The 22,997-nt window shown below is 67.1% G+C and carries 24 protein-coding genes; 11 read left to right on the forward strand and 13 right to left on the reverse strand.

What is annotated here, in order from left to right; translation table 11 throughout:
* The 8 genes from BMZ19_RS21490 to BMZ19_RS21525 form a co-directional block, all read right to left on the reverse strand.
* Positions 1-530, reverse strand: a 530-nt coding sequence (locus BMZ19_RS21490; protein WP_244517298.1) for an OprD family outer membrane porin, incomplete at its 3' end; no start/stop codon positions are given.
* Between the two features lie 464 nt (positions 531-994).
* Positions 995-2,329, reverse strand: a complete 1,335-nt coding sequence (locus BMZ19_RS21495) for an MFS transporter (protein ID WP_090313729.1) — start codon at positions 2,327-2,329, stop codon at positions 995-997.
* Between the two features lie 80 nt (positions 2,330-2,409).
* A complete protein-coding gene (locus BMZ19_RS21500; RefSeq protein WP_090313731.1) occupies positions 2,410-3,201 on the reverse strand; it encodes a 1,6-dihydroxycyclohexa-2,4-diene-1-carboxylate dehydrogenase in 792 nt (263 codons plus the stop codon).
* A gap of 64 nt (positions 3,202-3,265) precedes the next feature.
* Positions 3,266-4,276, reverse strand: a complete 1,011-nt coding sequence (gene benC, locus BMZ19_RS21505) for a benzoate 1,2-dioxygenase electron transfer component BenC (protein ID WP_090313733.1) — start codon at positions 4,274-4,276, stop codon at positions 3,266-3,268.
* Positions 4,277-4,378: 102 nt separating this feature from the next.
* On the reverse strand, positions 4,379-4,867 hold the full coding sequence (gene benB / locus BMZ19_RS21510) for a benzoate 1,2-dioxygenase small subunit (protein WP_090313735.1): 489 nt from the start codon (positions 4,865-4,867) through the stop codon (positions 4,379-4,381).
* Entirely contained in the window at positions 4,864-6,228 is a 1,365-nt protein-coding gene (benA, locus tag BMZ19_RS21515; RefSeq protein WP_090313737.1) for a benzoate 1,2-dioxygenase large subunit, read from the reverse strand. The genes benB and benA overlap by 4 nt, the downstream gene beginning before the upstream one ends.
* 227 nt (positions 6,229-6,455) lie before the next feature.
* On the reverse strand, positions 6,456-7,409 hold the full coding sequence (locus BMZ19_RS21520; RefSeq protein ID WP_090313739.1) for an AraC family transcriptional regulator: 954 nt from the start codon (positions 7,407-7,409) through the stop codon (positions 6,456-6,458).
* Between the two features lie 305 nt (positions 7,410-7,714).
* A complete protein-coding gene (locus BMZ19_RS21525) occupies positions 7,715-8,563 on the reverse strand; it encodes an IclR family transcriptional regulator domain-containing protein (protein WP_090313742.1) in 849 nt (282 codons plus the stop codon).
* A 207-nt stretch (positions 8,564-8,770) separates the two neighbouring features.
* On the opposite strand from BMZ19_RS21525, the gene BMZ19_RS21530 reads away from it, so the two are divergent.
* From BMZ19_RS21530 to BMZ19_RS21540, 3 genes are all read left to right on the forward strand, one after another.
* Positions 8,771-10,054 carry an MFS transporter gene (locus BMZ19_RS21530; RefSeq protein WP_244517296.1) on the forward strand — a complete coding sequence of 428 codons (1,284 nt, stop codon included), beginning with the start codon at positions 8,771-8,773 and terminating at the stop codon, positions 10,052-10,054.
* Between the two features lie 125 nt (positions 10,055-10,179).
* Complete coding sequence (gene bfr / locus BMZ19_RS21535; RefSeq protein WP_090313746.1) at positions 10,180-10,644, forward strand: bacterioferritin; 465 nt, start codon at positions 10,180-10,182, stop codon at positions 10,642-10,644.
* 240 nt (positions 10,645-10,884) lie between these two features.
* Complete coding sequence (locus tag BMZ19_RS21540; protein ID WP_170847829.1) at positions 10,885-11,331, forward strand: CZB domain-containing protein; 447 nt, start codon at positions 10,885-10,887, stop codon at positions 11,329-11,331.
* Positions 11,332-11,380: 49 nt separating this feature from the next.
* On the opposite strand, the gene BMZ19_RS21545 is transcribed toward BMZ19_RS21540, so the two are convergent.
* On the reverse strand, positions 11,381-11,899 hold the full coding sequence (locus BMZ19_RS21545) for an SRPBCC domain-containing protein (protein ID WP_090313748.1): 519 nt from the start codon (positions 11,897-11,899) through the stop codon (positions 11,381-11,383).
* A 7-nt stretch (positions 11,900-11,906) separates the two neighbouring features.
* Positions 11,907-12,308 (reverse strand): VOC family protein, encoded by a 402-nt coding sequence (locus BMZ19_RS21550; protein ID WP_090313749.1) that lies wholly within the window; start codon positions 12,306-12,308, stop codon positions 11,907-11,909.
* Positions 12,309-12,463: 155 nt separating this feature from the next.
* On the opposite strand from BMZ19_RS21550, the gene BMZ19_RS21555 reads away from it, so the two are divergent.
* The gene (locus BMZ19_RS21555; protein ID WP_090313750.1) at positions 12,464-13,003 is read left to right on the forward strand and encodes a hemerythrin domain-containing protein; all 540 of its coding nucleotides are present in this window, start codon (positions 12,464-12,466) and stop codon (positions 13,001-13,003) included.
* 18 nt (positions 13,004-13,021) lie between these two features.
* On the opposite strand, the gene BMZ19_RS21560 is transcribed toward BMZ19_RS21555, so the two are convergent.
* Both BMZ19_RS21560 and BMZ19_RS21565 read right to left on the reverse strand, forming a co-directional pair.
* Positions 13,022-13,978: a homoserine kinase gene (locus tag BMZ19_RS21560; protein ID WP_090313751.1), complete on the reverse strand. Its 957-nt coding sequence runs from the start codon at positions 13,976-13,978 to the stop codon at positions 13,022-13,024.
* A gap of 28 nt (positions 13,979-14,006) precedes the next feature.
* Complete coding sequence (locus BMZ19_RS21565) at positions 14,007-14,291, reverse strand: DUF2782 domain-containing protein (RefSeq protein ID WP_090313752.1); 285 nt, start codon at positions 14,289-14,291, stop codon at positions 14,007-14,009.
* 76 nt (positions 14,292-14,367) lie between these two features.
* On the opposite strand from BMZ19_RS21565, the gene polA reads away from it, so the two are divergent.
* Positions 14,368-17,163, forward strand: a complete 2,796-nt coding sequence (gene polA, locus BMZ19_RS21570; RefSeq protein ID WP_090313754.1) for a DNA polymerase I — start codon at positions 14,368-14,370, stop codon at positions 17,161-17,163.
* Positions 17,164-17,524: 361 nt separating this feature from the next.
* Here polA and yihA read toward each other — a convergent pair whose 3' ends face one another.
* Positions 17,525-18,193 carry a ribosome biogenesis GTP-binding protein YihA/YsxC gene (gene yihA / locus BMZ19_RS21575; protein ID WP_090313756.1) on the reverse strand — a complete coding sequence of 223 codons (669 nt, stop codon included), beginning with the start codon at positions 18,191-18,193 and terminating at the stop codon, positions 17,525-17,527.
* 225 nt (positions 18,194-18,418) lie between these two features.
* On the opposite strand from yihA, the gene BMZ19_RS21580 reads away from it, so the two are divergent.
* From BMZ19_RS21580 to BMZ19_RS21605, 6 genes are all read left to right on the forward strand, one after another.
* Complete coding sequence (locus BMZ19_RS21580; RefSeq protein ID WP_090313757.1) at positions 18,419-18,715, forward strand: c-type cytochrome; 297 nt, start codon at positions 18,419-18,421, stop codon at positions 18,713-18,715.
* Positions 18,716-18,758: 43 nt separating this feature from the next.
* Entirely contained in the window at positions 18,759-19,364 is a 606-nt protein-coding gene (locus BMZ19_RS21585; RefSeq protein WP_090313758.1) for a c-type cytochrome, read from the forward strand.
* 148 nt (positions 19,365-19,512) lie between these two features.
* A complete protein-coding gene (locus BMZ19_RS21590; protein ID WP_090313760.1) occupies positions 19,513-20,157 on the forward strand; it encodes a thiol:disulfide interchange protein DsbA/DsbL in 645 nt (214 codons plus the stop codon).
* Positions 20,158-20,169: 12 nt separating this feature from the next.
* Positions 20,170-21,030, forward strand: a complete 861-nt coding sequence (locus BMZ19_RS21595; RefSeq protein WP_090313763.1) for an endonuclease/exonuclease/phosphatase family protein — start codon at positions 20,170-20,172, stop codon at positions 21,028-21,030.
* Between the two features lie 51 nt (positions 21,031-21,081).
* Positions 21,082-21,852, forward strand: coding sequence for an N-acetylmuramoyl-L-alanine amidase (locus tag BMZ19_RS21600; RefSeq protein WP_090313782.1), 771 nt, complete (start codon positions 21,082-21,084; stop codon positions 21,850-21,852).
* 151 nt (positions 21,853-22,003) lie between these two features.
* Complete coding sequence (locus BMZ19_RS21605; RefSeq protein ID WP_090313765.1) at positions 22,004-22,975, forward strand: TAXI family TRAP transporter solute-binding subunit; 972 nt, start codon at positions 22,004-22,006, stop codon at positions 22,973-22,975.
* The last annotated feature ends 22 nt before the right edge of the window (positions 22,976-22,997 follow it).

Consider the following 22,997-nt stretch of genomic DNA (forward strand, 5'->3'; position numbering starts at 1 on the left):
TTGCGCAGGCTGGTGGCGCGCATCTGGCCGCCCTGCAGGGTCAGCCCGGCGATTTCCTGGGAGACGATGCTGGCGCCACTGTAGGTCGGCGGCAGCAGGCGGATGTCGGAGAAGGTCAGCACCGGCAGGTTGGGCTGCAGCTCGCCGATCTTCAGCTCGGTCTTGGAGACCCTGACCTTGAGCGCCGCCCCGGCACGGCTGTAGTCGTCGGGCGCCTCGTCACCGAATGCCCCCGGCAGCAGGCCGGTACCGGCGCGATCCGCGCTGCTGTCCAGCTTGATGCCGAGCAGGCCGATGGCGTCGACGCCGAAGCCGACCGGGCCCGGGGTGTAGCCGGACTTGAAGTTGAGGATGAAGCCCTGGGCCCACTCTTCCTGCTTGGACTGGGCCGTCGCGGGAACGTCGCGGAAGTCGCGGCTGAAGTAGTAGTTGCGCGCCGTCAGGGTGGCGGTGGAGTCCTCGATGAAGCCGCCCTCGGCGGCCAGGGCGACTACCGGCAGCGCCAGGGCCACACCGCTGGAGGCCATCATCAGGAAGGGAAGATTCGCTTTATTCTTCATGTGCTCACTCTTTTTATTATTTGAACAACACCGCCGCCACAGGACGACAGGCCAAGCAATGCCCCTTCGGCGCTACACCGAAAAGACGTTAATCAATCCATTGCCACCACAGATAATTCGCAGGCTCGCAGGCAGTTACTGCTGGCGCCACCTGAAGGATATTGCGCCAAAGCTCCCGACCTATCTTGTATCTTTTCCCGCAGAACACAACATCGCCCAGACTTATCTGTGCGCTAATCGCACACTTGCCAGACCTTGGAAAACAAACAAGCAGAACCGGAAGCCACGAACAACAGGCAGCAGAAATTCTTCCCGGACAACTGCCAAGTTACCCGGAAAGAATTTCACAACATATAACCCAAGTTGCGCGTTATATCGTCGGCATGCCAGGCAAGCTGCCGGGCAGCGCAAGCCGCGCCACCCGGCAGCCTGGATCAGGCGGCAGGATCGACCAGGCGCGCGGGCGCGTTCTCGCGGCCGCTCAGGGAAAACACCAGCATGGCGATGGCGGCGATGGCGCCGGGGATGGCGAAGGCCATGAAGTTGAGTTGCAGCGGCAGGTTGATGCCGAGCAGCGCGCCACCGAGCAGCGGGCCGACGATGGCGCCGTTGCGGCCGATGCCGGAGGCCCAGCCCAGGCCGGTAGAGCGGATCGACAGGCCGTAGAACTGCGCGGCGCAGGCGTAGAGGAGGATCTGCGTACCGATGGTGGTGGCACCGGCGACAGCGATCAACAGGTAGAGCACCGGCGTCGGGCTCTTGAAGCCGAGCAGGCTGATCGACACCGAGGCGACGACGAAGAACACCACCAGCACCCGCGGCAGGTTCATGCGGTCGCCCAGCATGCCGCCGCCGATGGCGCCGAACACCGAGCCGAGGTTGAGGGCGATCAGGAACGACAGGCTGGAGCCCAGGCTGTAGCCGGCGTTGGCCATCAGCTTGGGCAGCCAGGAGCTGAGCGCGTAGACCATCAGCAGGCAGCAGAAGAACGCCGTCCAGATCGACAGGGTGCGCACCGCACGACCGTCGCGGAACAGTTCGAGCACCGAGGCGGCCTTGCCCTTGACGTCGGCCATTTCCATGCCGTCGGCGGCGTGCAGTTCGCGGCTCGGGTCGACGCGCTTGAGCAGCGCGCGGGCCTGTTCGCTGCGCCCCTGGCGGACCAGGAAGCCGATCGATTCGGGCAGGTAGAACATGATCAGCGGCAGCAGCAGCAACGGCACAGCGGCGGCGAAGAACATCGCCTCCCAGCCGAAGCGCGGCAGCATGTACATGCCGACGCCGGCGGAGAGCATGCCGCCCACCGCGTAGCCGCTGAACATGATGGCCACCAGGGTGCTGCGCAGGCGCTTGGGCGCGTACTCGTTCATCAGCGCCACCGCGTTGGGCATCAGCCCGCCGCAGCCGAGGCCGGCGACGAAGCGCAGGATGCCGAACTCGGTCGGGCCGCTGGCGAAGCCGTTGAGCACCGTCGAACCGCTGAATAGCACGAAGCAGATGGCGATGCCCTTCTTACGACCGATCTTGTCGGCCAGGGTGCCGAAGCCGAGGGCGCCGAACATCATGCCGAACAGCGCGTAGCTGCCCAGTGCACCGGCCTCCAGCGGACTCAGGCCCCACTCCTTCATCAGCACCGGCAGGACCACGCCGTAGATGAACAGGTCGTAGCCGTCGAAGATCAGCAGCAGCGCGCACAGGCACATGACCATCCAGTGGAAGCGGGTGAAGGGCGCGTTGTCGATGATGTCGTGCACGTCGATCTTTTTCATGGCTTTTCTCTTGTTGTTATTTGCAGCACGGAAAGCACCCGCTGCACGGGGATGCAGCGGGCGGGATATCAACGGGTAATTCAGCCGAGGTCGCCACCGCCGACCGGCAGGGTGACGCCGGTGATGTAGGAGGCCTCGTCGGAGGCGAGGAACAGGATCGCCGCGGCCTGTTCGTCGATGGTGCCGTAGCGCTTCATCAGGCTGCTGTCGATGGTCTGGTCGACGATCTGCTGGTACCAGGCCTTCTCCTGCGGCGTCTGTTCGGCGCTGTTGCGCGGGATGCGGCGCGGCGGCGCCTCGGTGCCACCCGGCGCGGTGGCGTTGACGCGGATGCCGCGCTCGGCGGTTTCCAGGGCCAGGCAGGCGGTCAGCGCGTTGACGCCGCCCTTGGCCGCGCCGTAGGGAGCGCGGTTGACGCCGCGGGTGGCGATGGAGGAGACGTTGACGATGGCGCCGCTGCCCTGCGCGAGCATCTGCGGCAGCGCCGCGTGGCAGCACCACAGGGTGGGGAACAGCGAGCGACGCACCTCGGCCTCGATCTCGTTTTCCGCGTAGTGCTCGAACGGCTTGGCCCAGATGGTGCCGCCGACGTTGTTGACCAGGATGTCGAGGCGCCCGAAGCGCTCGACGGCGGCGGCCATCACCCGCTGGCAATCGCCGGCCTGTTCGAGGTCGGCGGTGAGGGTCAGCACCTCGGCGATGCCGGCCAGCTCGTCGGCCAGTTCATGGACCAGCTCGGAGCGGTCGACCAGCACCAGGCGGCCGCCCTCGGCGGCCATCCGCTCGGCGACGCGCCGGCCGATGCCCTGGGCGGCGCCGGTGATCACCGCCACCTTTTGTTCAAAGCGTTGTTGTACTTGTTGTGTGTGCATGGCGAGGCATCCGTGAAAAAAATAGCCCGCGCGGCTTCAGCCGGACCGCGGGCCCAAGGGACTGTCAGGCACTGGCCGCGAACTTCTCGTAGTAGAAGTTCGCCGGCTGGATTCCGCGCTGGCGCAGATCCTGGTTGACCGCCTCGACCATCGGCGGCGGACCGCACAGGTAGATGTCGACGTCGCCGTCGTTCAGCTGGCCCGGCGCGATGTGCTGGGTCACGTAGCCCTTGTTGGGATACTGGCTGTCCGGGTTGGCCACGCAGGCGCTCCAGGTGAAGTTGGGCAGGCGCTGGGCGAATTCCGCCAGCTTGTCCATCTCCACCAGGTCGAAGTCGTTGGTGACGCCGTAGATCAGGTGCACCGGCTGCTCGCTGCCGCTGGCGACGAGCTTGTCGAGCATCGCCAGGAAGGGCGCCAGGCCGGTGCCGCCGGCCAGCATCAGCAGCGGCCGACGCACTTCGCGCAGGTAGAAGCTGCCCAGCGGACCGGTCATGGTCATCACGTCGCCGACCTTGGCCAGCTGGGTGAGGTAGCCGCTCATCAGGCCGCCCGGCACGTTACGGATCAGGAACGACACCTGGCCGTCCTCGGGCATCGAGCTGAACGAGTAGGCGCGGCTCAGCTCGCTGCCCGGCACCTGCAGGTTGACGTACTGGCCGGGCAGGAAGGCCAGCTTGCCCAGCTCGTCGCCCTCGATGGCCAGGCGGATGGTGCTGTCGGAAAGCGGTTTGACCTCGCGAATGGCGGCCCGGAAGCTGCCCTGCTTGATGCGGCAGGCGCTGGAGGCGACCGGAACGCGCACCACGCAGTCGCTTTGCGCGCGCATCTGGCAGGTCAGCGCCAGGCCCTGGGCGGCCTCGTCGGCACTCAGGGCGTCCTCGATGAAGTCCTCGCCGAGTTCATAGTTGCCGGACTCGACCTGGCACTTGCAGGCGCCGCAGGCGCCGACCCGGCAGTCCAGCGGAATATTGATGCCCTGGCGATAGGCGGCGTCGGCCACGGTTTCGCTGGCTTTGGCGTCGATGAAGCGGGTGACCCCGTCTTCGAAATTCAGTGCGATTTTGTGCGACATGCTGCACCTCGCTTGGGGCGGTATTCCGCGCAGGCCGCAGCCTTGCGCGCACGCAGGTTGTGGAGCGATGCGGGCCGCCTGGTGCGGCCCGCTCGCCTCTCATTAGATGTGGTAGATATCCATCACGTGACGCACGTAGTCGTTCTTCAGGACCACCTTCTTCGCCTTGACCAGCGGGTTGGCGCCGCGGGTATCCAGGGTGTAGAAGCTGGTGCCGTAGTACTGGTCCACGACCTTGTAGCGGAAGCTCAGGGTGTGCCAGTTGAAGCGCACCTTGCAGAAGCCTTCGCCCTGCTCGACGATCTCGATGTTGTTGATGTTGTGCGAGGTGCGGGTGTCCGGAATGCTCGCACTGGAACGCTCGGTGCGGATGCGGAAGATGCGGTCCTCGAGGCCGGCGCGGCGGCCGTACCAGATCAGCGAGATTTCCTTCTGCGGATCCTCGGTCAGCTCGTCGTTGTCGTCCCAGGCCGGCACCCAGAAGCTGACGTCCTCGGCATACAGCTCGAGCCAGCTGTCCCAGTCCTTGTCATCGAGGAAGCGCGCTTCCTGGTAGAGAAAATCGCGTACGGCTTCGTAGGAGATGCTCATTGCCCGGCCTCCACGTGGATCAGGTTCTGTTGTTCTTGTTCGACGGCCTTCTTCATGCTGGCCAGCCAGTGGCGGTGCTGGAGGACGAACAGACCTTCGTCTTCGGCGCGCGCACCGCTCATCAGCGGCTGCAGCTGGATTTCCTTGGCGGCCTCGTCGGCACCGTCGATCCAGTGCTTGGCACCGCGGGACATGTCGTTCCACGGCAGGGCGCGAGCCTGGAAGCCTTCCTGGCAGGCACGGAATTCCTCGAGGTCGTCCGGGGTGGCCATGCCGCTGACGTTGAAGAAGTCTTCGTACTGGCGGATGCGGTGGGCACGCGCCTCGGCGCTCTCGCCCTTGGGCGCGATGCAGTAGATGGTGACTTCGGTCTTGTCGACGGAGATCGGCCGGGCAATGCGCAGCTGCGAGCTGAACTGGTCCATCAGGTACAGGTTCGGGTACAGGCACAGGTTGCGCGAGTTCTGGATCATCCAGTCGGCACGGGGAGCGCCGACTTCCTCGACCAGCTGGTCGCGACGCTCGTACAGCGGACGGTCTTCCGGGTTGTCCCAGCGGGTCCACAGCAGCAGGTGGCCGTTCTCGAAGGAGTAGAAACCGCCGCCCTTCTTGGCCCAGCCGCCGGCGCTCATGGCGCGGATGTCGTCGCCGGCATCCTTGTCCTTGCGGTTGCCCTGGGTGGCTGCGTAGTTCCAGTGGGTGGCGGTGACGTGGTAGCCGTCGGCGCCGTTCTCGGCCTGCAGCTTCCAGTTGCCCTCGAACACGTAGGTGGAGGAGCCACGGACCACTTCCAGACCCTCGGGGGACTGGTCGACGATCATGTCGATGATCTTCGCCGACTCGCCGAGGTGCTCGACAAGCGGGACCACGTCGGCATTCAGGCTGCCGAACAGGAAGCCGCGGTAGGACTCGAAGCGGGCGATCTTGGTCAGGTCGTGGGAGCCGTCGCAGTTGAAACTGTCCGGGTAGCCGGCTTCGAGCGGATCCTTGACCTTGAGCAGCTTGCCGTTGGTGTCGAAGGTCCAGCCGTGGAACGGGCAGGTGTAGGTCGCCTTGTTGCCGTGCTTGAAGCGGCACAGGGTGGCGCCACGGTGGCTGCAGGAGTTGATGAAGGCGTTCAGTTCACCGGCACGGTTGCGGGCGATGAACACCGGTTGACGACCCATGGTGACGGTGTAGTAGTCGTTCTTCTCGGCGATCTGGCTCTCGTGGGCCAGATAGATCCAGTTGCCCTCGAAGATGTGCTTCATCTCCAGCTCGAACAACTCGGCGTCGGTGAACATCTCCCGCTTGCAGCGGTAGATACCCTTTTCCTGGTCTTCTTCGAGCAGGGAATTGAGATAATCAGGACCCACGGACATGGCTGTGCTCTCCGTTGTTGTTTTTGTGCTGTGGAGTTCAGACTAAGCCCGCGACCGGGCGGGCAATATCCGCTTTCTGCACGATCGCTATCCGCTTTCTGCACAGCGCGGCAAGCCGGGACAAAAACGGCCAGGCCCGCGCGGCAGCGCATGGCGAGGAGACGGGCGGAGGGGGCAGAGGAAGGCGACAGCGGCGCGGCGGGCAGGCCCCGCCGCGGGGGACGGGCTCAGTTGCGGCGGCGCAGGGTGTCCGAGGGCAGCTCGCCGAAGGTGCTCTTGTAGCACTCGGAGAAGCGCCCGAGGTGCAGGAAGCCGTAGTCCAGGGCGACTTCGGTGACGTTGCGTACCGAAGCCCGCGGGTCGCTCAGGCGGGCATGGATGGTCTCCAGCTTGCGCTGGCGGATGTAGTGCTTGGGCGTGGTGCCGGCGTGCTTGTCGAACAGCGCATACAGCGAGCGCGCACTCATGTGCGCCAGCTCGGCCAGTTGCTCGAGGCTGATGTCCTGCTTGAGGTTGTTGTCGATGAACTCGACCAGGCGCTCGAACGACGGGCAGCCGGCAGTCAGCGGCTCGCGGCTGACGTTGCTGCCCGGCAGGCCGAGCAGCTTGCTGGCGATGATCTTGGCGAAGTGCTCCTGCACCTGGGGAATCGTCTGCTCGGCCTCCGCCTCCTGGCAGACCAGGCTGATCAGGTTGACGAAGCCGTCCAGCTCCTCGAGGCGGTGGCGCGGCGCGAAGCGCACGCCCTCGCCGGGATGGCGCCACTGGTTCTCGCTGCAGGCCTTGTCGAGAAAGGTGGCCGGCAGCTTGACGATGAACTTCTCGCAGTCGTCCGAGTAGGTCAGGTCGACCGGGTCGTCGGGGTTGATCAGCAGCAGCTCACCGGGGGTGAAGTGGTGCTCCTCGCCGCGACCGCGCCACAGGCAGTGACCGCGCAGGAGGATCTGCAGGTGGTAGAGGGTTTCCAGCGCCGGCGAGGTGACCTGCACACGGCTGCCGTAGCTGATCTGGCACAGATCCAGACTGCCGAAGGTGCGATGACTCAGGCTCGCCTCCGGATGCCCGTTGCGGGGCAACAGGATGCGGTGGGAACCGACATGCTGGTTGACGTAGTCCGAGACCGCATGGGGATCGGCATGGGCGAAAACCAGACTCTTTTCGTTCAGCAGACGACAGTCCATGGTTCACGGTGCTCTTGTATTTTTTATGGGCACTATACGGTGGCTCGGCATACGGGGCGCCACCCTGTTTTCTTGCATTGATTCACAACGCCGCGCCACCAGCAACCGGGCCGAAGGTCGCAAAGTGCCAGCCGCCCATCGCAAAATGGCCGTAAGCCGCATTCCAGAGCGCTTTCACGCAGCTGAGCAGGCAATCGGCAGTTTCAATTCGGCGACGACCGGAAAGACCGCGCGCACACTAAGGGATAGCGCCGTGCCCCGAACAGGGCTGCGGGCGGTAATCGCCCACTTTCGCGGCGGCGCCTTCAGCGCAGCAGCTGCACGCTCAGTTCGCGGCTGGCCGCCTGCAGGGCGGGCAGGTAGCGGCCCTCCAGCTCGGCGCGACTGACCCGCGCGGCATGCCCGCTGACGCTCATCGCCGCCAGCACGCGGCCCTCGCCGTCGTGCACCGGCACGGCGATCGAGCGCAGCCCGGCTTCCAGCTCCTGGTCGATGAGGCACCAGCCCTGCGCGCGCACCTGGTCCAGGCGCTCGCGCAGCGCCTGCGGTTCGCACAGGGTGCGGCTGGTGCGCGCCGCCAGCATGGCGCCGGCCAGGTATTCGTCCAGGCATGCCTCGTCCAGGGCGGCGAGCAGCACTTGGCCCAGCGAGGTGCAGTAGGCCGGCAGGCGGGTGCCGACGCGGATCTCCACCGACAGGAAGCGCTGCGCGGTCGCCGTGCACGCCAGGTAGAGCACCTCGTCGCCCTCCAGGGTGGCCAGGCTGCAGGCCTCGCGCAGTTGCTCGCTGAGGCGGTCGAGGAACGGCTGCGCGCTGACCGCCAGCGGCGTCGACGACAGGTAGGCGTGACCGAGGGTGAGCACCTTGGGCAGCAGCGTGTAGGTGCGCCCGTCGTCGCTGCCCACGTAGCCGAGTCTGACCAGGGTGTGCAGGCAACGGCGCACCGCGGCGCGCGGAATCTCGGTGCGGTGGCTGATCTGCGCGATGGTCAGCTGGCGCTTGCGCTCGTGGAAGGCGTCGATCACCGCCAGCCCGCGCGCCAGCGAGGTCATGAAGGTCGGATCGCCACTCAGCTCCTCGATGCGCCGCGCCGGCGAGAGCGGCAGCGGCGGCGACAGGGCGGGTGGGGAGGGGGGCGATTCGAGCTCGTTCATGGGACTTTCTCTGCGTTATTGTCCGGCCCTGGCGTGGGCGTTGCGCGGAGTATTGAACGAGTGTCCGGCGGATCGCAATCGGCACACGCGCGCCGCGGCGCTCGGCGGCGCCTGCGGGCACATGGCATGGCGAGGGCGAAAACAGCGACAGGCGACCCCGCCGGCAGTAAGCTCTGCCGCCGTCTTCTCCGGCTGCGGATTCTCCTCGTGAGCACCACTCCTGCCCCCGGCGCAGCGCGCTGGCCCCATGCCGTGCGCGCCCTGCGCCACCGCAATTATCGCCTGTACTTCGCCGGCCATCTGGTGTCGATCCTCGGCAACTGGATCCAGCAGGTGGCCCTGGCCTGGCTGGTCTACCGGCTGACCGGTTCGGCCGCCCTGCTCGGCCTGACCAGCTTCGTCGCCCTGGCCCCGCAGCTGCTGATCGGTCCGCTGATCGGCGCCTGGATCGACCGCCGCGACAAGCGCCGCCTGCTGCTGGCGACCCAGGCCCTGCTTGCCGTGCAGGCCGCGGCCCTCGCCGCGCTGACCGCCCTGGAGTGGGTCACCCCGACGCTACTGGTGGCGATGGCCACCCTGCTCGGCGTGCTCGGCGCCTTCGACACGCCGCTGCGCCAGTCCTTGATGAGCAGCTTCATCGGCGACCGCGCCGACCTGCCCAACGCCCTGGCGCTCAACGCCATGCTGGTCAACAGCTCGCGCTTCGTCGGCCCGCCGCTGGCCGGTCTGCTGCTCGGCCTGACCGGCGAGGCGTTCTGCTTCGCCCTCAACGCACTGTCCTTCCTCGCCCTGCTGATCGGCCTGCTGCGCATGCGCATCGACGCGCCACCGCCGGTGCGCGGCTCGATGGGCGCGGTGTTCCGCCAGGGCCTGGACTACGTGCTGGGCCAGGCCACGGTGCGCCAGCTGATGCTCGGCGTGATGGTGGTCAACTTCGCCGCCTCCTGCTACGCGGTGCTGCTGCCGGTGTTCGCCAAGGACGTGTTCGTCGGCGACGCCGCCACCCTCGGCTGGCTGTGGGGCGCCGCCGGCGGCGGCGCGCTGCTCGCCTCGCTGTTTCTCGCCAGCCGCCGCTCGACCGCCGGCCAGGTGCAGCTGATCCTCGCCGCCAGCGCGCTCTCGGCCTGCGCCCTGCTGCTGTTCGCCGCCAGCACGCGGCTGCCCCTGGCGCTGGCCGCCATGGCCGCACTGGGCTTCGGCCTGACCTGCGCCAACGTCGGCACCAACATCCTCATCCAGGGACTGGCGCCGGACGCCCTGCGCGGCCGCGTGGTGTCCTTCTACATCGCCTGCCGCTTCGGCTTCGAAGCCCTCGGCGGCCTGTGCGCCGGCCTGCTAGCCGCCCGCCTCGGCGCCCCCGCCACCCTCGTCGGCGCCGGCGTGCTGCTGCTCGGCTGGTGCCTGTGGCTGCTGCCGCGCCACGCCGCGCTGGGGCGCGCGGTCGGCCAGGCACAGGTGGCCGCCGAGGAGGAGCGCGGCGCCGCGTCCTGACGGGCGGCACGGCGCTTCTCCACCCTCGCCGTGCAGACGCGGCAGCGCGAGCTATAGTCTGTAGATCCCGCGCCCCGGCGCGGGAAACCTAGGGCCCTTTCCTCCGCGCACCAGGATGCCCCGTCATGAAAGGACAGACCGCCGTCATCGATTACCTGAAGAGCCTGCTCAAGGGCGAGCTGGCTGCCCGCGACCAGTACTTCGCCCACTCGCGCATGTACCACGACTGGGGCTTCACCAAGCTCTACGAGCGTCTCAACCACGAGATGGTCGAGGAAACCGACCACGCCAACGCCCTGATGCAGCGCATCCTGTTCCTCGGCGGCGTGCCGGACATGACTCCCGACGCCGTGCGGGTCGGCAAGAGCGTGCCGGAGATGCTGAAGACCGATCTGACGCTGGAGTACGAGGTGCGCGCGGCGCTGGCCAAGGGCATCGCCCTGTGCGAACAGCACCAGGACTACGTCACCCGTGGCATCCTCGAGCAGCAATTGCACGACACCGAGGAAGACCATGCCTACTGGCTGGAGATCCAGCTGGGGCTGATCGACCGCATCGGCCTGGCCAACTACCTGCAGTCGCAGATGTAACCCTCACCGGCGCTGCCGACGCGGCGCCCGGTCCTCCCCGCCTCCCGGCGGTAGTCCACTTGTGCCAAGCATTCCCGGAACCGGGCTGATCCCGGTCAATGCCTGTCGCCACCCTGCAGTGTCAGGATGATGGCCAGACGCACCCCCCACCACCTCGGCAGCGCCCCGCGCGCCGCCAGCCCAGGAAACGCCCGCCGCCCCCGACCCGGGGAGCGACGCGCCCAGGACAAGGACAACCCCATGAGCTTCTTCGACTTCTTCAAGATGGACAGCCACTCCAAGGACACCGAGAAGGCCAGGCAGGAGGCGCAGGCCGCGCTGATCAAGGCGGCTGATACGCTGAATATCGACGTCGCCGTGATGGCCCATGAGAACTGGAAGCTGCGCCTGGAAACCTACCTGGCCGGCAAGTCGGAAGAGGACCTGCGCCCGGAGGTGGTCTGCTGCGACGATCACTGCGACCTGGGCAAGTGGCTCTACAGCGACGGCGAGGCACATCTGGGCAAGTACATGACCTTCCAGGACCTCAAGGCCACCCACAAGATGTTCCACTACACCGCCTCCAGCGTGGTGACCCTGAGCAAGGCCGGCAAGCAGGACGAGGCCAACGAGCTGCTGCACGGCGAGTTCACCAAGCTGAGCACCACCGTCAAGCGCCGCCTCGGCGACCTCAAGGCGCTGCTCTGAGGACAGCCCCGCCGGAGGTCGGCAGGCTCACCGCCTGCCGACCTCCAGCTCAAGCCTGCGCGAGGTGCCGCTCCAGGCGCTCCAGACTCTGCGCCCAGCCCTCCGCCATGCCCATCTTCAGCATCGCATCGAGAATCGCCGCGGTGGCGAACAGCGTGCGGATGGCCAGCAGGGTGCGCTCTTCCTGCGCGGCGAAGGTCACCCGCGACAGCGAATCCAGCGTCACCCCCTCGTCGTCCGCCTGCCATGCCGGGTCCAGCTGTGCATGCCATTCCTCCGGGTGCTCGCTGCAGTCGTCGGTCATCACCAGCAGCTCCGGCACCACCACCTCGTGGTAGACCCCCTTGACCGGGTAGTCGACGCCGTCGGGACCGCGCATGACGATGCGGTAGGCGCCGCCCGGGCGCACGTCCAGCTCGCACACTGGATTGCTGAAGCCGTGCGGCCCCCACCACTGCGCCAGCTGCACCGGCTCGACCCAGGCGAGAAACACCCGCTCGCGCGGCGCAGCAAAATGGCGGCTGATGAAGAACTCGCGGTCACCGCCAGCCAGGGACTCGGGGCGCATGGCGGCGCTACTCGCAGCTGACCATCCAGCTCACCCCGAAGCGGTCGGTGAGCATGCCGAAGGACTTGGCCCAGAAGGTTTTCTGCAGCGGCATGTCGACCTTGCCGCCCTCGCCCAGGGCGGCGAACCAGGCCTCGGCCTGCTCCGTGGTCGGCGCGCTAATCGCCAGGGAAAAGCTGCTGAACGGCTTCAGCTCGGCACACATGCCGTCGGACATCATCAGGCTGCTGTCGCCGACGCGCAGGTTGGCGTGCATCACCTTCTCTTCCGAGCCCGGCGGCAGTTCCATCGGCTCGGGTGACTCCTTGCAACGCATCAGCAAGGTGATCTCGGCGCCCAGCGCGCGGACGTAGAAGTTCAACGCCTCCTCGCAGCAGCCGTTGAAGAACAGATAGGGTTCGACTTTCATGGCAACCTCCGCAAAGCGGCGGGACGCCGCAGGAGAGGCTGACAGTGTAGAAGGAGCAGTCGCCGCCGGCCGTGCCGGTCATCGGCCGAGATGCTGGACAAGCCCTCGCGGCCTCCTAGACTGCCTTGCAGGCCCCTTGCCGCAGAGGACTCCCCATGAGCCAGGCCATTGCCGATCTCCGGCACGAGCACGATGCGATTCTCGCCGCCCTGCAGATCCTCGAGCGCATGGCCGAACAGGCCGCGCGCGGCGAGACCGCCACCGCCGACCTCACCGCCTTCCTCGGTTTCCTGCGCGAGTTCGTCGACCAGTGCCACCATGGCAAGGAGGAAGGCCTGCTGTTTCCGGCCATGAGCCACGCCGGCCTCGCCGAGCACGGCGGTTTCATCGACGAGCTGCACGCCGAGCACGTCCAGGGCCGCGCCCTGGTCCAGGCCATGGCGCAGGCCTGCACGCCCAGCCTGCAGGCCGCCGACTTCGCCGCCGCCGCCACGGCCTTCGCCGCACTCCTGCGCACGCACATCGCCAAGGAGAACGACGTGCTGTTCCCGATGGCCGAGCGCCTGTTCGACGACACCCGCATGGCGGCGCTGCAGCGCGCCTTTGCGGAGCACGAAGAAAAGATCATGGGCGAAGGCCGCCATCAGCAGCTGCATGCGCTGCTGCTGCAGCTGAAGGCGAAGTATCTCGGCTGACGGGGCTGGCGGCCGCCGTCACAGGGCGAACGGCAAGCCCTGCCCCGGCTCCACCGTCTGGCGCGCCTGCAGCAGGCGGCGGAATTCCTCGGGGTTCTTGATCAGCACGTCCTGGCCGGCGAAGGCCTCGGCGGCAATCAGCCGCGACAGCCAGAAGCGCACGCAGGCGATGCGCAGCATGGCCGGCCACAACTCGGCCTCGGCGGCGCTGAACGGGCGCAGGGCCGCGTATCCGGCGAGCAGGGCGTTGAGGCGGTGGTGGTCGAACTCGCCGCACGGCTCCACGCACCAGTCGTTGGCGGCGATCGCCAGGTCGTAGAGCATCGGCCCGGAGCAGGCGTTGTAGAAGTCGATCACGCCGCTGAGGAAATTGCCGTCGAACAGCACATTGTCGTGGAACAGGTCGCCGTGCAGGTTGGCCTGCGGCAGGTGCTCGAGGCGCGGGCGCAGCTGGACGATTTCCTCCAGCGCGCCCTTGAGCAGCTGGCGGGCCTGGCCATCGAGACGCAGGGCCTGCAGCGGGCCTTCGGCGAGCATCCAGTCGAGTCCGCGGTCGCTCGGTCGTTCGATCATCTCGGCGCGGGTCGCAAGGTGCAGGCGCGCCAGCAGTTCGCCGACCTCGTGGCAGTGGTGCGGGTTGGGCAGCGCCACATGGCTGCCGGGCAGGCGCGGCTGCAGCAGCGCCGGCAGCCCGGCCAGCTCGCGCAGCGCCTCGCCGTCCCGGGTGCGCACCGCGTAGGGCACCGGCAGGCCGGCGCTGTGCAGCACGTCGAGCAGGGCGATGAAGAAGCCCAGGTCCTCCCGCGGGCCACGCTCGATCAGGGTCAGTACGTATTCACCGTGCTCCAGACTGACGAAGAAGTTGCTGTTCTCCGTGCCGGCGGCGATGCCCTGGAACTCCAGCAGGCGGCCGAGCCCGTAGGGGGCGAGGAAGGCTTCCAGTTCGTGGCGCTCCAGCGGGGTAAAAACGGACATGGCGTCTCCTGCAGCTAGGTGAAGCGACTTACCAGCGGAAGATTTCCCACTGCGGAATCAGCATGTCCGGGTTGTCCGAGCGGATGAAGTTGCTGTCGCCGTCGGCGCGCACCAGGAAGTACGGCTTGCCGAGTTTTGGGGTGACCTTGATGGCGTAGAGGAAACCATTGATGCGGTATTCCTGGATAGTCTTGTCGCCTTCCTGGCGGATGGTCACGTCCGGCTCGGCGCTGGGCGCCTCGTCCTGGGCGATGGCGGCGAGCGGTACGGCGGCCAGCAGGCCAACGAGCAGCAGACGGTTGAGTGCGCGCATGGTGGTAACCTTGTCCCTTTGCTGAGAATTGTCCGGTTATCTTACCCCGGTCGCATCGCCCAAGAGTTGATTTCCCATGAGTCTAGCCCCTCTCGTCCTGGTGGACGGTTCCTCCTACCTGTACCGCGCCTTCCACGCCCTGCCGCCGCTGCACACCTCGCGCGGCCTGCCCACCGGTGCGGTGAAGGGCGTGCTGAACATGCTGCTGTCGCTGCGCCGCCAGTACCCGGACAGCCCCTTCGCGGTGGTGTTCGATGCCAAGGGGCCGACCTTTCGCGACGAGCTGTTCGAGCACTACAAGTCGCACCGCCCGCCGATGCCGGACGACCTGCGCGTGCAGATCGAGCCGCTGCACGCCTGCGTCAAGGCCCTCGGCCTGCCGCTGCTGTGCATCGAGGGGGTGGAGGCCGACGACGTGATCGGCACCCTGGCGCGCTCGAGCGCGGCGGCCGAGCGCCCGGTGGTGATCTCCACCGGCGACAAGGACATGGCCCAACTGGTCAACGGCCACATCATCCTGGTCAACACCATGACCAACCCGCCGACCTACATGGATAGCGAGGGGGTGACGGCGAAGTTCGGCATCGGCCCGGAGCTGATCATCGACTACCTGGCGCTGATGGGCGACAAGGTCGACAACATCCCCGGCGTGCCCGGGGTCGGCGAGAAGACCGCGCTGGGCTTGCTGCAGGGCCTGGGCGGAGGCCTCGACGTGATCTACGCCAACCTCGAGCAGGTGCCAGCGCTGCCGATCCGCGGCGCCAAGTCGCTGCCGGCCAAGCTCGAGGAACACCGCGAGATGGCCTACCTGTCCTACCAGCTGGCCACCATCAAGACCGACGTGGCGCTGGACATCGGCCTCGACCAGCTGCACCCAATGCCGGCGGACCGCGAGGCGCTGATCCCGCTGTACCGCGAGCTGGAGTTCAAGAGCTGGCTGGACGACCTGCTGCGCGAGGCCAAGGCGGCCGGCGCTCCGGCGGCAGGCGCTCCTGCGGCCGGCAGCGCAGCGACTGACGCGGGCGACGCCGAGACGGCAACCCCAGCGCCCGCCGCCCCCGAGCAGCGCTACGAGACCGTGCTGGAGTCCGCGCAGTTCACCGCCTGGCTGGCGAAACTCGAGGCCGCCGAGCTGTTCGCCTTCGACACCGAGACCACCGGTCTCGACGCCCAGCAGGCCGAGCTGGTCGGCCTGTCCTTCGCCGTCAGCGCCCATGAGGCGGCCTACGTGCCGCTGACCCACAGCTATATGGGCGTGCCCGAGCAACTCGATCGCGATACGGTGCTCGCCGCGCTCAAGCCGCTGCTGGAGGACCCGGCCAAGGCCAAGGTCGGCCAGCACGCCAAGTACGACATCAACATCCTCGCCCGCTGCGGCATCGAGGTGCGCGGCGTGGCCTTCGACACCATGTTGGAATCCTACGTGCTGGACTCCACGGCGACCCGCCACGACATGGACAGTCTGGCGCTGAAGTACCTCGGCCACGGCACCATCCGCTTCGAGGACATCGCCGGCAAGGGCGCCAAGCAGCTGACCTTCGACCAGATCGCCCTCGAGCAGGCCGGCCCCTACGCCGCCGAGGACGCCGACGTGACCCTGCGCCTGCACCAGACCCTGTGGCAGCAGCTGCAGGCCGTGCCGGCGCTGGCCAGGGTGCTGACCGAGATCGAGATGCCGCTGGTGCCGGTACTGGCACGCATCGAGCGCCACGGCGCGCTGGTCGACGCCAAACTGCTCGGCCAGCAGAGCCTGGAGCTGGGCGAGAAGATGCAGCAGCTGCAGCGCGAGGCCTTCGAGCTGGCCGGCGAGGAGTTCAACCTCGCCTCGCCCAAGCAGCTCGGCGCCATCCTCTACGACAAGCTCGGCCTGCCGATCCTCTCCAAGACCGCCAAGGGCCAGGCTTCCACCGCGGAAAGCGTGCTCGCCGAGCTGGCCGAGCAGGGCTACGCGCTGCCCCAGGTACTGATGGACTACCGCAGCGTCAGCAAGCTGAAGAGCACCTACACCGACCGCCTGCCGGAGCAGATCAACCCGCGCACCGGGCGCATCCACACCAGCTACCACCAGGCGGTGACCGCCACCGGCCGGCTGTCCTCCTCGGACCCGAACCTGCAGAACATCCCGATCAGGACGGCCGAAGGGCGGCGTATCCGCCAGGCCTTCGTAGCGCCGGCGGGCTACCGGCTGGTCGCGGCCGACTACTCGCAGATCGAGCTGCGCATCATGGCCCACCTGGCCCAGGACGAGGGCCTGCTGGACGCCTTCCGCCATGACCGCGACGTGCACCGCGCCACCGCCGCCGAGGTGTTCGGCGTCGAGCTGGAGCAGGTGAGCACCGAGCAGCGGCGCAGCGCCAAGGCGATCAACTTCGGCCTGATCTACGGCATGAGCGCCTTCGGCCTGGCCAAGCAGCTGGGCGTCGAGCGCAAGCAGGCGCAGGCCTACATCGACCGCTACTTCGCCAGATACCCCGGCGTGCTGGCCTACATGGAACGCACCCGCGAGCAGGCCGCGGCGCAGGGCTATGTCGAGACGCTGTTCGGTCGGCGCCTGTACCTGCCGGAGATCCACGCGAAGAACGGCGCCATGCGCAAGGCTGCCGAGCGCACGGCGATCAACGCGCCGATGCAGGGCACCGCGGCGGACATCATCAAGCGCGCCATGGTCGCGGTGGACGCCTGGCTGCCGGCGTCCGGACTGGATGCACGGATGATCCTCCAGGTGCACGACGAACTGGTGCTGGAGGTGCGCGAAGATCAGGTCGAGGCGCTCAAGGCCGGCCTGCTGCCTCTGATGAGCGGTGCCGCCGCGCTGGACGTGCCGCTGCTGGTGGAGGCCGGGGTGGGCAGCAACTGGGACGAGGCGCACTGAGAGCCTGCTCACGATCTGCTGCGCGTCGGCCATGCTGCGTTGAAATCGGTTTCGGAATGCTCATTTACGACCAGTAAACTCCGCTTCCTCAACCGATTTCGCCTTGCCTGGCTCTCGCTCGCGAGATCGTGAACAGGCTCCGAGCCGCGCGGGGTCTTGCCCATCACCCGACCAACGGCTGAACTTTCGCCATGGCAGGCAGTCGGACATAGGGAGTGGTTGGCAGACCCCTCGTTGGATGGTTCTTGCAGAACCTGATGTTGGCAGAACTCCGGATTACCCCGCCCTGGTGATCCGGTGTTAAGACCCGGACTTCCATCCCCCCCACGGAAGCCCGGGTTTTTTTTGCCTGCGCGAAGCCTCAGCCCTGTGCTGCCTCGCCGTGGTCGGCAGCCTCGTCGTCTTCGTCTTCACCCAGCAGGGCCATCCAGCCGGCCAGCACCGCATGGGCCTCCTCGATACCCAGGCGCTTGGGCGCCGAGAACAGCTGCACGCTGGCCACCTCGCCCCAGCCCTGACGGATGTCCTTCTGCACCTTGAGCAGGGCGTTCTTCGCCGCGCCGTAGGTGAGCTTGTCGGCCTTGGTCAGCAGGATGTGCATGGGCAGGCGGCTGGCCAGCGCCCAGTCGAGCATCAGGCGGTCGAACTCGGTCAGCGGATGGCGGATGTCCATCAGCAGGACCACGCCGACCAGGCTGTGGCGGCTGCCCAGGTAGGCCTCGAGGTGGCGCTGCCAGTGTTGCTTGAGCGGGATCGGTACCTTGGCGTAGCCGTAGCCGGGCAGGTCGACCAGGCGGCGCTCGTCGTCGAGACGGAAGAAGTTGAGCAGCTGGGTCCGCCCCGGGGTCTTCGAGGTACGCGCCAGACGGGCGTGGGTCAGGGTGTTCATCGCGCTGGACTTGCCGGCGTTGGAGCGCCCGGCGAAGGCCACCTCGTAACCCACGTCCGGCGGACATTGGTCGACCTGCGCGGCGCTCTTGATGAAGGCGGACTGCTGACACAGACCGAGGATGGGATTCTTGACGGACATGGCGTGGGCCTGTTGTGCGCCTGCGCCGGAAACGCGTTGCAGGCTGGTACTGGAGTGGGCTGCGACCAAGTGTCACGGATGGCTGTTCCGTTTCCGTTTTGACGTCGCCTGTATATAATGCCACGGATTTTGTGTGCGCTTTATTCCCAAGTGATGTTGTCCAGCCGGACGGACCCTGCCAGCAGAATGCCGGGCCGTTTCCCCCTGATGTAAATGAGGTCGACCATGAAGAAACTGATGCTTGTTGTGTCGCTCGTCGCTGCTGCTGCCTCCGCGCAGGCGGCCCAGGATCCGGAAGCGGTGTTCAATCGTGCTTGTGCTGCCTGCCACAATGGTGCGCTCCCCATGGCACCGCTCAAAGGCGACAAGGCCGCCTGGGAGCCGCGCCTGGCCAAGGGTATGGACGCACTGGTTGCAAGCGTTACCAACGGTTTCAATGCCATGCCGCCGCGCGGCATGTGCATGGACTGCACCGCCGAGGATTACAAGGCCGTCATCGAGTGGATGAGCGCGGCCAAGTAACCTCGACACCCCCTTCCTCCCTTAGCCGTAGTTGGATTAGCTGATGAACAAACTACTCGTGAGTCTGCTGTTGACCATGGGCGTGACCGGTGTGGCCAACGCCGCTGGTGATGCCACCGCCGGACAGACCAAGGCAGCCGTCTGCGGCGCCTGCCACAGCCCCGATGGCAACAGCGTGGCGCCGAACTTCCCGAAGCTGGCCGGCCAGGGTGAGCGCTACCTGCTGAAGCAGATGCAGGACATCAAGGGTGGTAAGCGTACCGTGGTGGAGATGACCGGCCTGCTGAACAACGTGAGCGATCAGGACCTGGCCGACATCTCCGCCTACTTCGCCAGCCAGAAGGGCAGCATCGGCCAGGCCGATCCCAAGCTGGTCGCCCGTGGCGAAGCGCTGTTCCGTGGTGGCAACCTGGAAGCCGGCATGCCTGCCTGCACCGGCTGCCACGCTCCGACCGGCGCCGGCAACGACCTGGCCGGTTTCCCGCAGCTGAGCGGCCAGCATGCCCAATACGTGGCCAAGCAGCTGACCGACTTCCGCGAAGGCAACCGCACCAACGACGGCGACAGCATGATCATGCGCTCCATCGCCGCCAAGCTGAGCAACAAGGACATCGAAGCGGTGTCCAGCTATATCCAGGGCCTGCACTAAACAGCCCTGCAGTAGCTCGCAACACAAAAGGGTGGCCACGGCCGCCCTTTTTTTTGCCCGTCTCGCCTACAATCGCTGGGAATTCGTCCGCGGCCATCGGTGTCCAATCGCCAGCCGCACCCCACGTCATCCTGTTCAGGAGTCAAGCATGCGTAACCTGATTCTCTCGGCCGTGCTGGCCGGTCTCAGCCTGTTCGGCGCCACCGCTCAAGCCGAGGACATCCAGGCCGGCAAGCAGTACGTCGAACTGGGCAGCCCGGTACCGGTGGCCCAGCCCGGCAAGATCGAAGTGGTCGAGCTGTTCTGGTACGGTTGCCCGCACTGCTACCAGCTCGAGCCGACCATCCAGCCGTGGGCCGAGAAGCTGCCGGAAGACGTCAACTTCGTGCGCATCCCGGCGCTGTTCGGCGGCCTGTGGAACATTCACGGCCAGATGTTCCTGACCCTCGAGGCGATGGGCGTGGAAGCCAAGGTGCACGACGCCGTGTTCACTGCCATCCACCGCGAAGGCAAGAAACTGGCCACCCCTGAGGAGATGGCCGAGTTCCTCGCCGGCCAGGGCGTCGACAAGGACAAGTTCCTCAGCACCTTCAACTCCTTCGCCGTGAAGGGCCAGATGGAGAAAGCCAAGAAGCTGGCGATGGCCTATCAGATCACCGGCGTACCGGTACTGGTGGTCAATGGCAAGTACCGCTTCGACCTCGGCACTGCCGGCGGCCCGGGCGGCGCGATCCAGGTCGCCGACCACCTGATCGCCAAGGAGCGCGCCGCCCAGCCCGCCCCCGCCCAGTAAGCGACGCGAGCCATGCTCAGGCGCTGGATCACCGCCCGCGCGCCCGCCAGCCGGGCCGCGCGGCGCAATCCGCAGGCCAGCGGCGACGCTGGTCTCGGCGAGTGCCTGCGCCTGCTCAGCTTCAACATCCAGGTCGGCATCAGCACCGGCCGCTACCACCACTACCTGACCCGCAGCTGGCAGCACCTGCTGCCGCACAGCGGCCGCGCGGTGAACCTGCAGCGCATCGGCGCCCTGCTCGCCGACTTCGACCTGGTCGCCCTGCAGGAGGTCGACGGCGGCAGCCTGCGCTCCGACTACGTCAACCAGGTCGAACACCTCGCCCAGCTCGGCAACTTCCCCTACTGGTACCAGCAGCTCAACCGCAACCTCGGCCCGCTGGCCCAGCACAGCAACGGCCTGCTCAGCCGCCTGCGCCCCAGCCTGCTGGAAGACCACCCGCTGCCCGGCCCGCGCGGGCGCGGCGCCATCCTGCTGCGTCTCGGCGAGGGTCCGGAGGCGCTGGCGGTGGTGATGATGCACCTGGCCCTCGGCACCAAGGCGCGCACCCGCCAGTTGGCCTACATCCGCGAGCTGATCCAGGGCTATCGCCACTGCGTGCTGATGGGCGACATGAACACCCACGCCAGCGAACTGCTGGAGAACTCGCCGCTGCGCGACCTCGGCCTGATCGCTCCGCAGACCTGCGCCACCTTCCCCAGCTGGCAACCGCAGCGCTGCATCGACCACATCCTGCTCAGCCCGCAGCTGACCCTCGAGCGCATGCAGGTACTCGACGCACCGATCTCCGACCACCTGCCGGTGGCGGTGGAAATCCGCCTGCCCGCCGCCCTGCGCGACCAGCAGCTGATCGCCCTGCCGCACGCGAACTGAAGCGGACGGGTTATGCTGGACGCCCGCGTCACAGCCCACCCTCTGCGTACCATGAAGATCCTCCCCCTGCTTGCCCTCACCCTGCTGCTCGGCGGCTGCGCCGGCGGCCTGCGCTTCGACGACTCGCAGCGCTCCGTCGACCACAGCAGCCGGGTCGAATTCATCGTCATCCACTACACCTCCAGCGACCTGCCACGCTCGCTGAAAACCCTCAGCAGCGGCGGCGTCAGCGCCCACTACCTGCTGCCGGCCGACCGGGCGAAGATCTACCGCATGGTCGACGAGAACCGCCGCGCCTGGCACGCCGGCGACAGCCAGTGGCGCGGGCGCACCTGGCTGAACGCCAGCTCGATCGGCATCGAGATCGTCAACCCGGGCTACACCGACGGCCCCGACGGGCGCCGCTGGCACCCCTACCCGCAGGCACAGATCGACCGCCTGATCGTCCTGCTCAAGGACATCCAGGCCCGCCACGGCGTGGCGCCGGTCAACATCGTCGGCCACAGCGACATCGCTCCGCAGCGCAAGGTCGACCCGGGACCGCTGTTCCCCTGGCGCCAGCTCGCCGCCGCCGGGCTGATCCCCTGGCCCGCCGCCGCCAGCGTGCAGGACAAGCTGCGCCAGCTGGACGGCCGGGTACCCGAGGTGGCCTGGTTCCAGCACCAGCTCGAGCGCGTCGGCTATGCGGTGCCGCAGCACGGCCAGCTCGACCAGGCGACCCGCAACGTGCTGGCCGCCTTCCAGATGAAGTACCGCCCCGAGCGCCACGACGGCGAGCCCGACCTGCACAGCGCCGCCCTGCTGCTGGCCCTGCCGCACTGACCGGCCCGCGGCGCCGCGACCTTCTACACTCTGCACAGGGTTTTCCGCCCGAACTTGGCGGAACAGGACTCTTTTGCAGGTAAACTTGCCGGTCTGCCGCGTTCCACAAGCGCGCCGGCAGACCCAACAAACAGAAGAAGGAAGCACCTCCATGAAAGGCAAAACCTTGGCATGGGCCCTGTCGGCAACACTGGCAGGCCTCTCTCTGGGCGGCACCGTTCAGGCACAGGACAAGTTCGTCACCATCGGCACCGGCGGCCAGACCGGCGTCTACTACGTGGCCGGCCAGTCGATCTGCCGGTTCCTCAACCGCGGCTCGGCCGAGCACCAAATCAAGTGCAACGCCCCGGCCAGCGGCGGCGGCGTGGCCAACGTCAATGGCATCCGCAGCGGCGAATTCAACTTCGGCATCATGCAGTCCGACCACCAGTACAAGGCGATGAAGGGCGAAGCGCCGTTCCAGGCCGAAGGCGCGATGGACGACATCCGCGCGGTGTTCTCCCTGCAGAGCGAGGTGTTCACCATCCTCGCCCGCCGCGACGCCAAGATCGCCAGCTTCGACGACCTCAAGGGCAAGCGCGTCAACATCGGCAACCCCGGTTCCGGCCAGCGCGACACCCTCGACGAGATCCTGCGCGTCAAGGGCTGGGACAAGTCCGCGTTCGCCCTCGCCGCCGAGCTGAAGCCGGCCGAGCAGGCCGCCGCGCTGGGCGACAACAACATCGATGCCATGACCTACTTCGTCGGCCACCCCAACGGCGCGATCCAGGAAGCCACCACCACCGTCGACGCCGTGCTGGTGCCGGTGACCGGCACCGACATCGACAAGCTGCTGGCCGAGAAGAGCTACTACACCAAGGCCGAAATCCCTGGCGGCCTGTACAAGGGCAACGACGCCGCGACCCCCTCGATCGGCGGCAAGGCGGTGCTGTCCACCAGCGCCAAGACCGATCCGGAAGTGGTCTACCAGCTGGTCAAGTCGGTGTTCGACAACCTCGAGCGCTTCCAGCGCCTGCACCCGGCCTTCCAGGGCCTGAAGGCCGAGGACATGATCAAGGTCGGCCTGTCCGCCCCGCTGCACGAAGGCGCCGCGCGCTATTACAAGGAACGCGGCTGGCTGTAACGCTGTCCGCCGTCCCGTGCAC

Source organism: Pseudomonas linyingensis (assembly GCF_900109175.1).
Taxonomy (GTDB): domain Bacteria; phylum Pseudomonadota; class Gammaproteobacteria; order Pseudomonadales; family Pseudomonadaceae; genus Geopseudomonas; species Geopseudomonas linyingensis.

What these genes read in the sequence shown, in the direction of transcription:
- BMZ19_RS21495 (WP_090313729.1), bottom strand. Translation starts at nt 2,329, where the DNA reads ATGAAAAAGATCGACGTGCACGACATCATCGACAACGCGCCCTTCACC.
- BMZ19_RS21500 (WP_090313731.1), bottom strand. Translation starts at nt 3,201, where the DNA reads ATGCACACACAACAAGTACAACAACGCTTTGAACAAAAGGTGGCGGTG.
- benC (WP_090313733.1), bottom strand. Translation starts at nt 4,276, where the DNA reads ATGTCGCACAAAATCGCACTGAATTTCGAAGACGGGGTCACCCGCTTC.
- benB (WP_090313735.1), bottom strand. Translation starts at nt 4,867, where the DNA reads ATGAGCATCTCCTACGAAGCCGTACGCGATTTTCTCTACCAGGAAGCG.
- benA (WP_090313737.1), bottom strand. Translation starts at nt 6,228, where the DNA reads ATGTCCGTGGGTCCTGATTATCTCAATTCCCTGCTCGAAGAAGACCAG.
- BMZ19_RS21520 (WP_090313739.1), bottom strand. Translation starts at nt 7,409, where the DNA reads ATGGACTGTCGTCTGCTGAACGAAAAGAGTCTGGTTTTCGCCCATGCC.
- BMZ19_RS21525 (WP_090313742.1), bottom strand. Translation starts at nt 8,563, where the DNA reads ATGAACGAGCTCGAATCGCCCCCCTCCCCACCCGCCCTGTCGCCGCCG.
- bfr (WP_090313746.1), top strand. Translation starts at nt 10,180, where the DNA reads ATGAAAGGACAGACCGCCGTCATCGATTACCTGAAGAGCCTGCTCAAG.
- BMZ19_RS21540 (WP_170847829.1), top strand. Translation starts at nt 10,885, where the DNA reads ATGAGCTTCTTCGACTTCTTCAAGATGGACAGCCACTCCAAGGACACC.
- BMZ19_RS21545 (WP_090313748.1), bottom strand. Translation starts at nt 11,899, where the DNA reads ATGCGCCCCGAGTCCCTGGCTGGCGGTGACCGCGAGTTCTTCATCAGC.
- BMZ19_RS21550 (WP_090313749.1), bottom strand. Translation starts at nt 12,308, where the DNA reads ATGAAAGTCGAACCCTATCTGTTCTTCAACGGCTGCTGCGAGGAGGCG.
- BMZ19_RS21555 (WP_090313750.1), top strand. Translation starts at nt 12,464, where the DNA reads ATGAGCCAGGCCATTGCCGATCTCCGGCACGAGCACGATGCGATTCTC.
- BMZ19_RS21560 (WP_090313751.1), bottom strand. Translation starts at nt 13,978, where the DNA reads ATGTCCGTTTTTACCCCGCTGGAGCGCCACGAACTGGAAGCCTTCCTC.
- BMZ19_RS21565 (WP_090313752.1), bottom strand. Translation starts at nt 14,291, where the DNA reads ATGCGCGCACTCAACCGTCTGCTGCTCGTTGGCCTGCTGGCCGCCGTA.
- polA (WP_090313754.1), top strand. Translation starts at nt 14,368, where the DNA reads ATGAGTCTAGCCCCTCTCGTCCTGGTGGACGGTTCCTCCTACCTGTAC.
- yihA (WP_090313756.1), bottom strand. Translation starts at nt 18,193, where the DNA reads ATGTCCGTCAAGAATCCCATCCTCGGTCTGTGTCAGCAGTCCGCCTTC.
- BMZ19_RS21580 (WP_090313757.1), top strand. Translation starts at nt 18,419, where the DNA reads ATGAAGAAACTGATGCTTGTTGTGTCGCTCGTCGCTGCTGCTGCCTCC.
- BMZ19_RS21585 (WP_090313758.1), top strand. Translation starts at nt 18,759, where the DNA reads ATGAACAAACTACTCGTGAGTCTGCTGTTGACCATGGGCGTGACCGGT.
- BMZ19_RS21590 (WP_090313760.1), top strand. Translation starts at nt 19,513, where the DNA reads ATGCGTAACCTGATTCTCTCGGCCGTGCTGGCCGGTCTCAGCCTGTTC.
- BMZ19_RS21595 (WP_090313763.1), top strand. Translation starts at nt 20,170, where the DNA reads ATGCTCAGGCGCTGGATCACCGCCCGCGCGCCCGCCAGCCGGGCCGCG.
- BMZ19_RS21600 (WP_090313782.1), top strand. Translation starts at nt 21,082, where the DNA reads ATGAAGATCCTCCCCCTGCTTGCCCTCACCCTGCTGCTCGGCGGCTGC.
- BMZ19_RS21605 (WP_090313765.1), top strand. Translation starts at nt 22,004, where the DNA reads ATGAAAGGCAAAACCTTGGCATGGGCCCTGTCGGCAACACTGGCAGGC.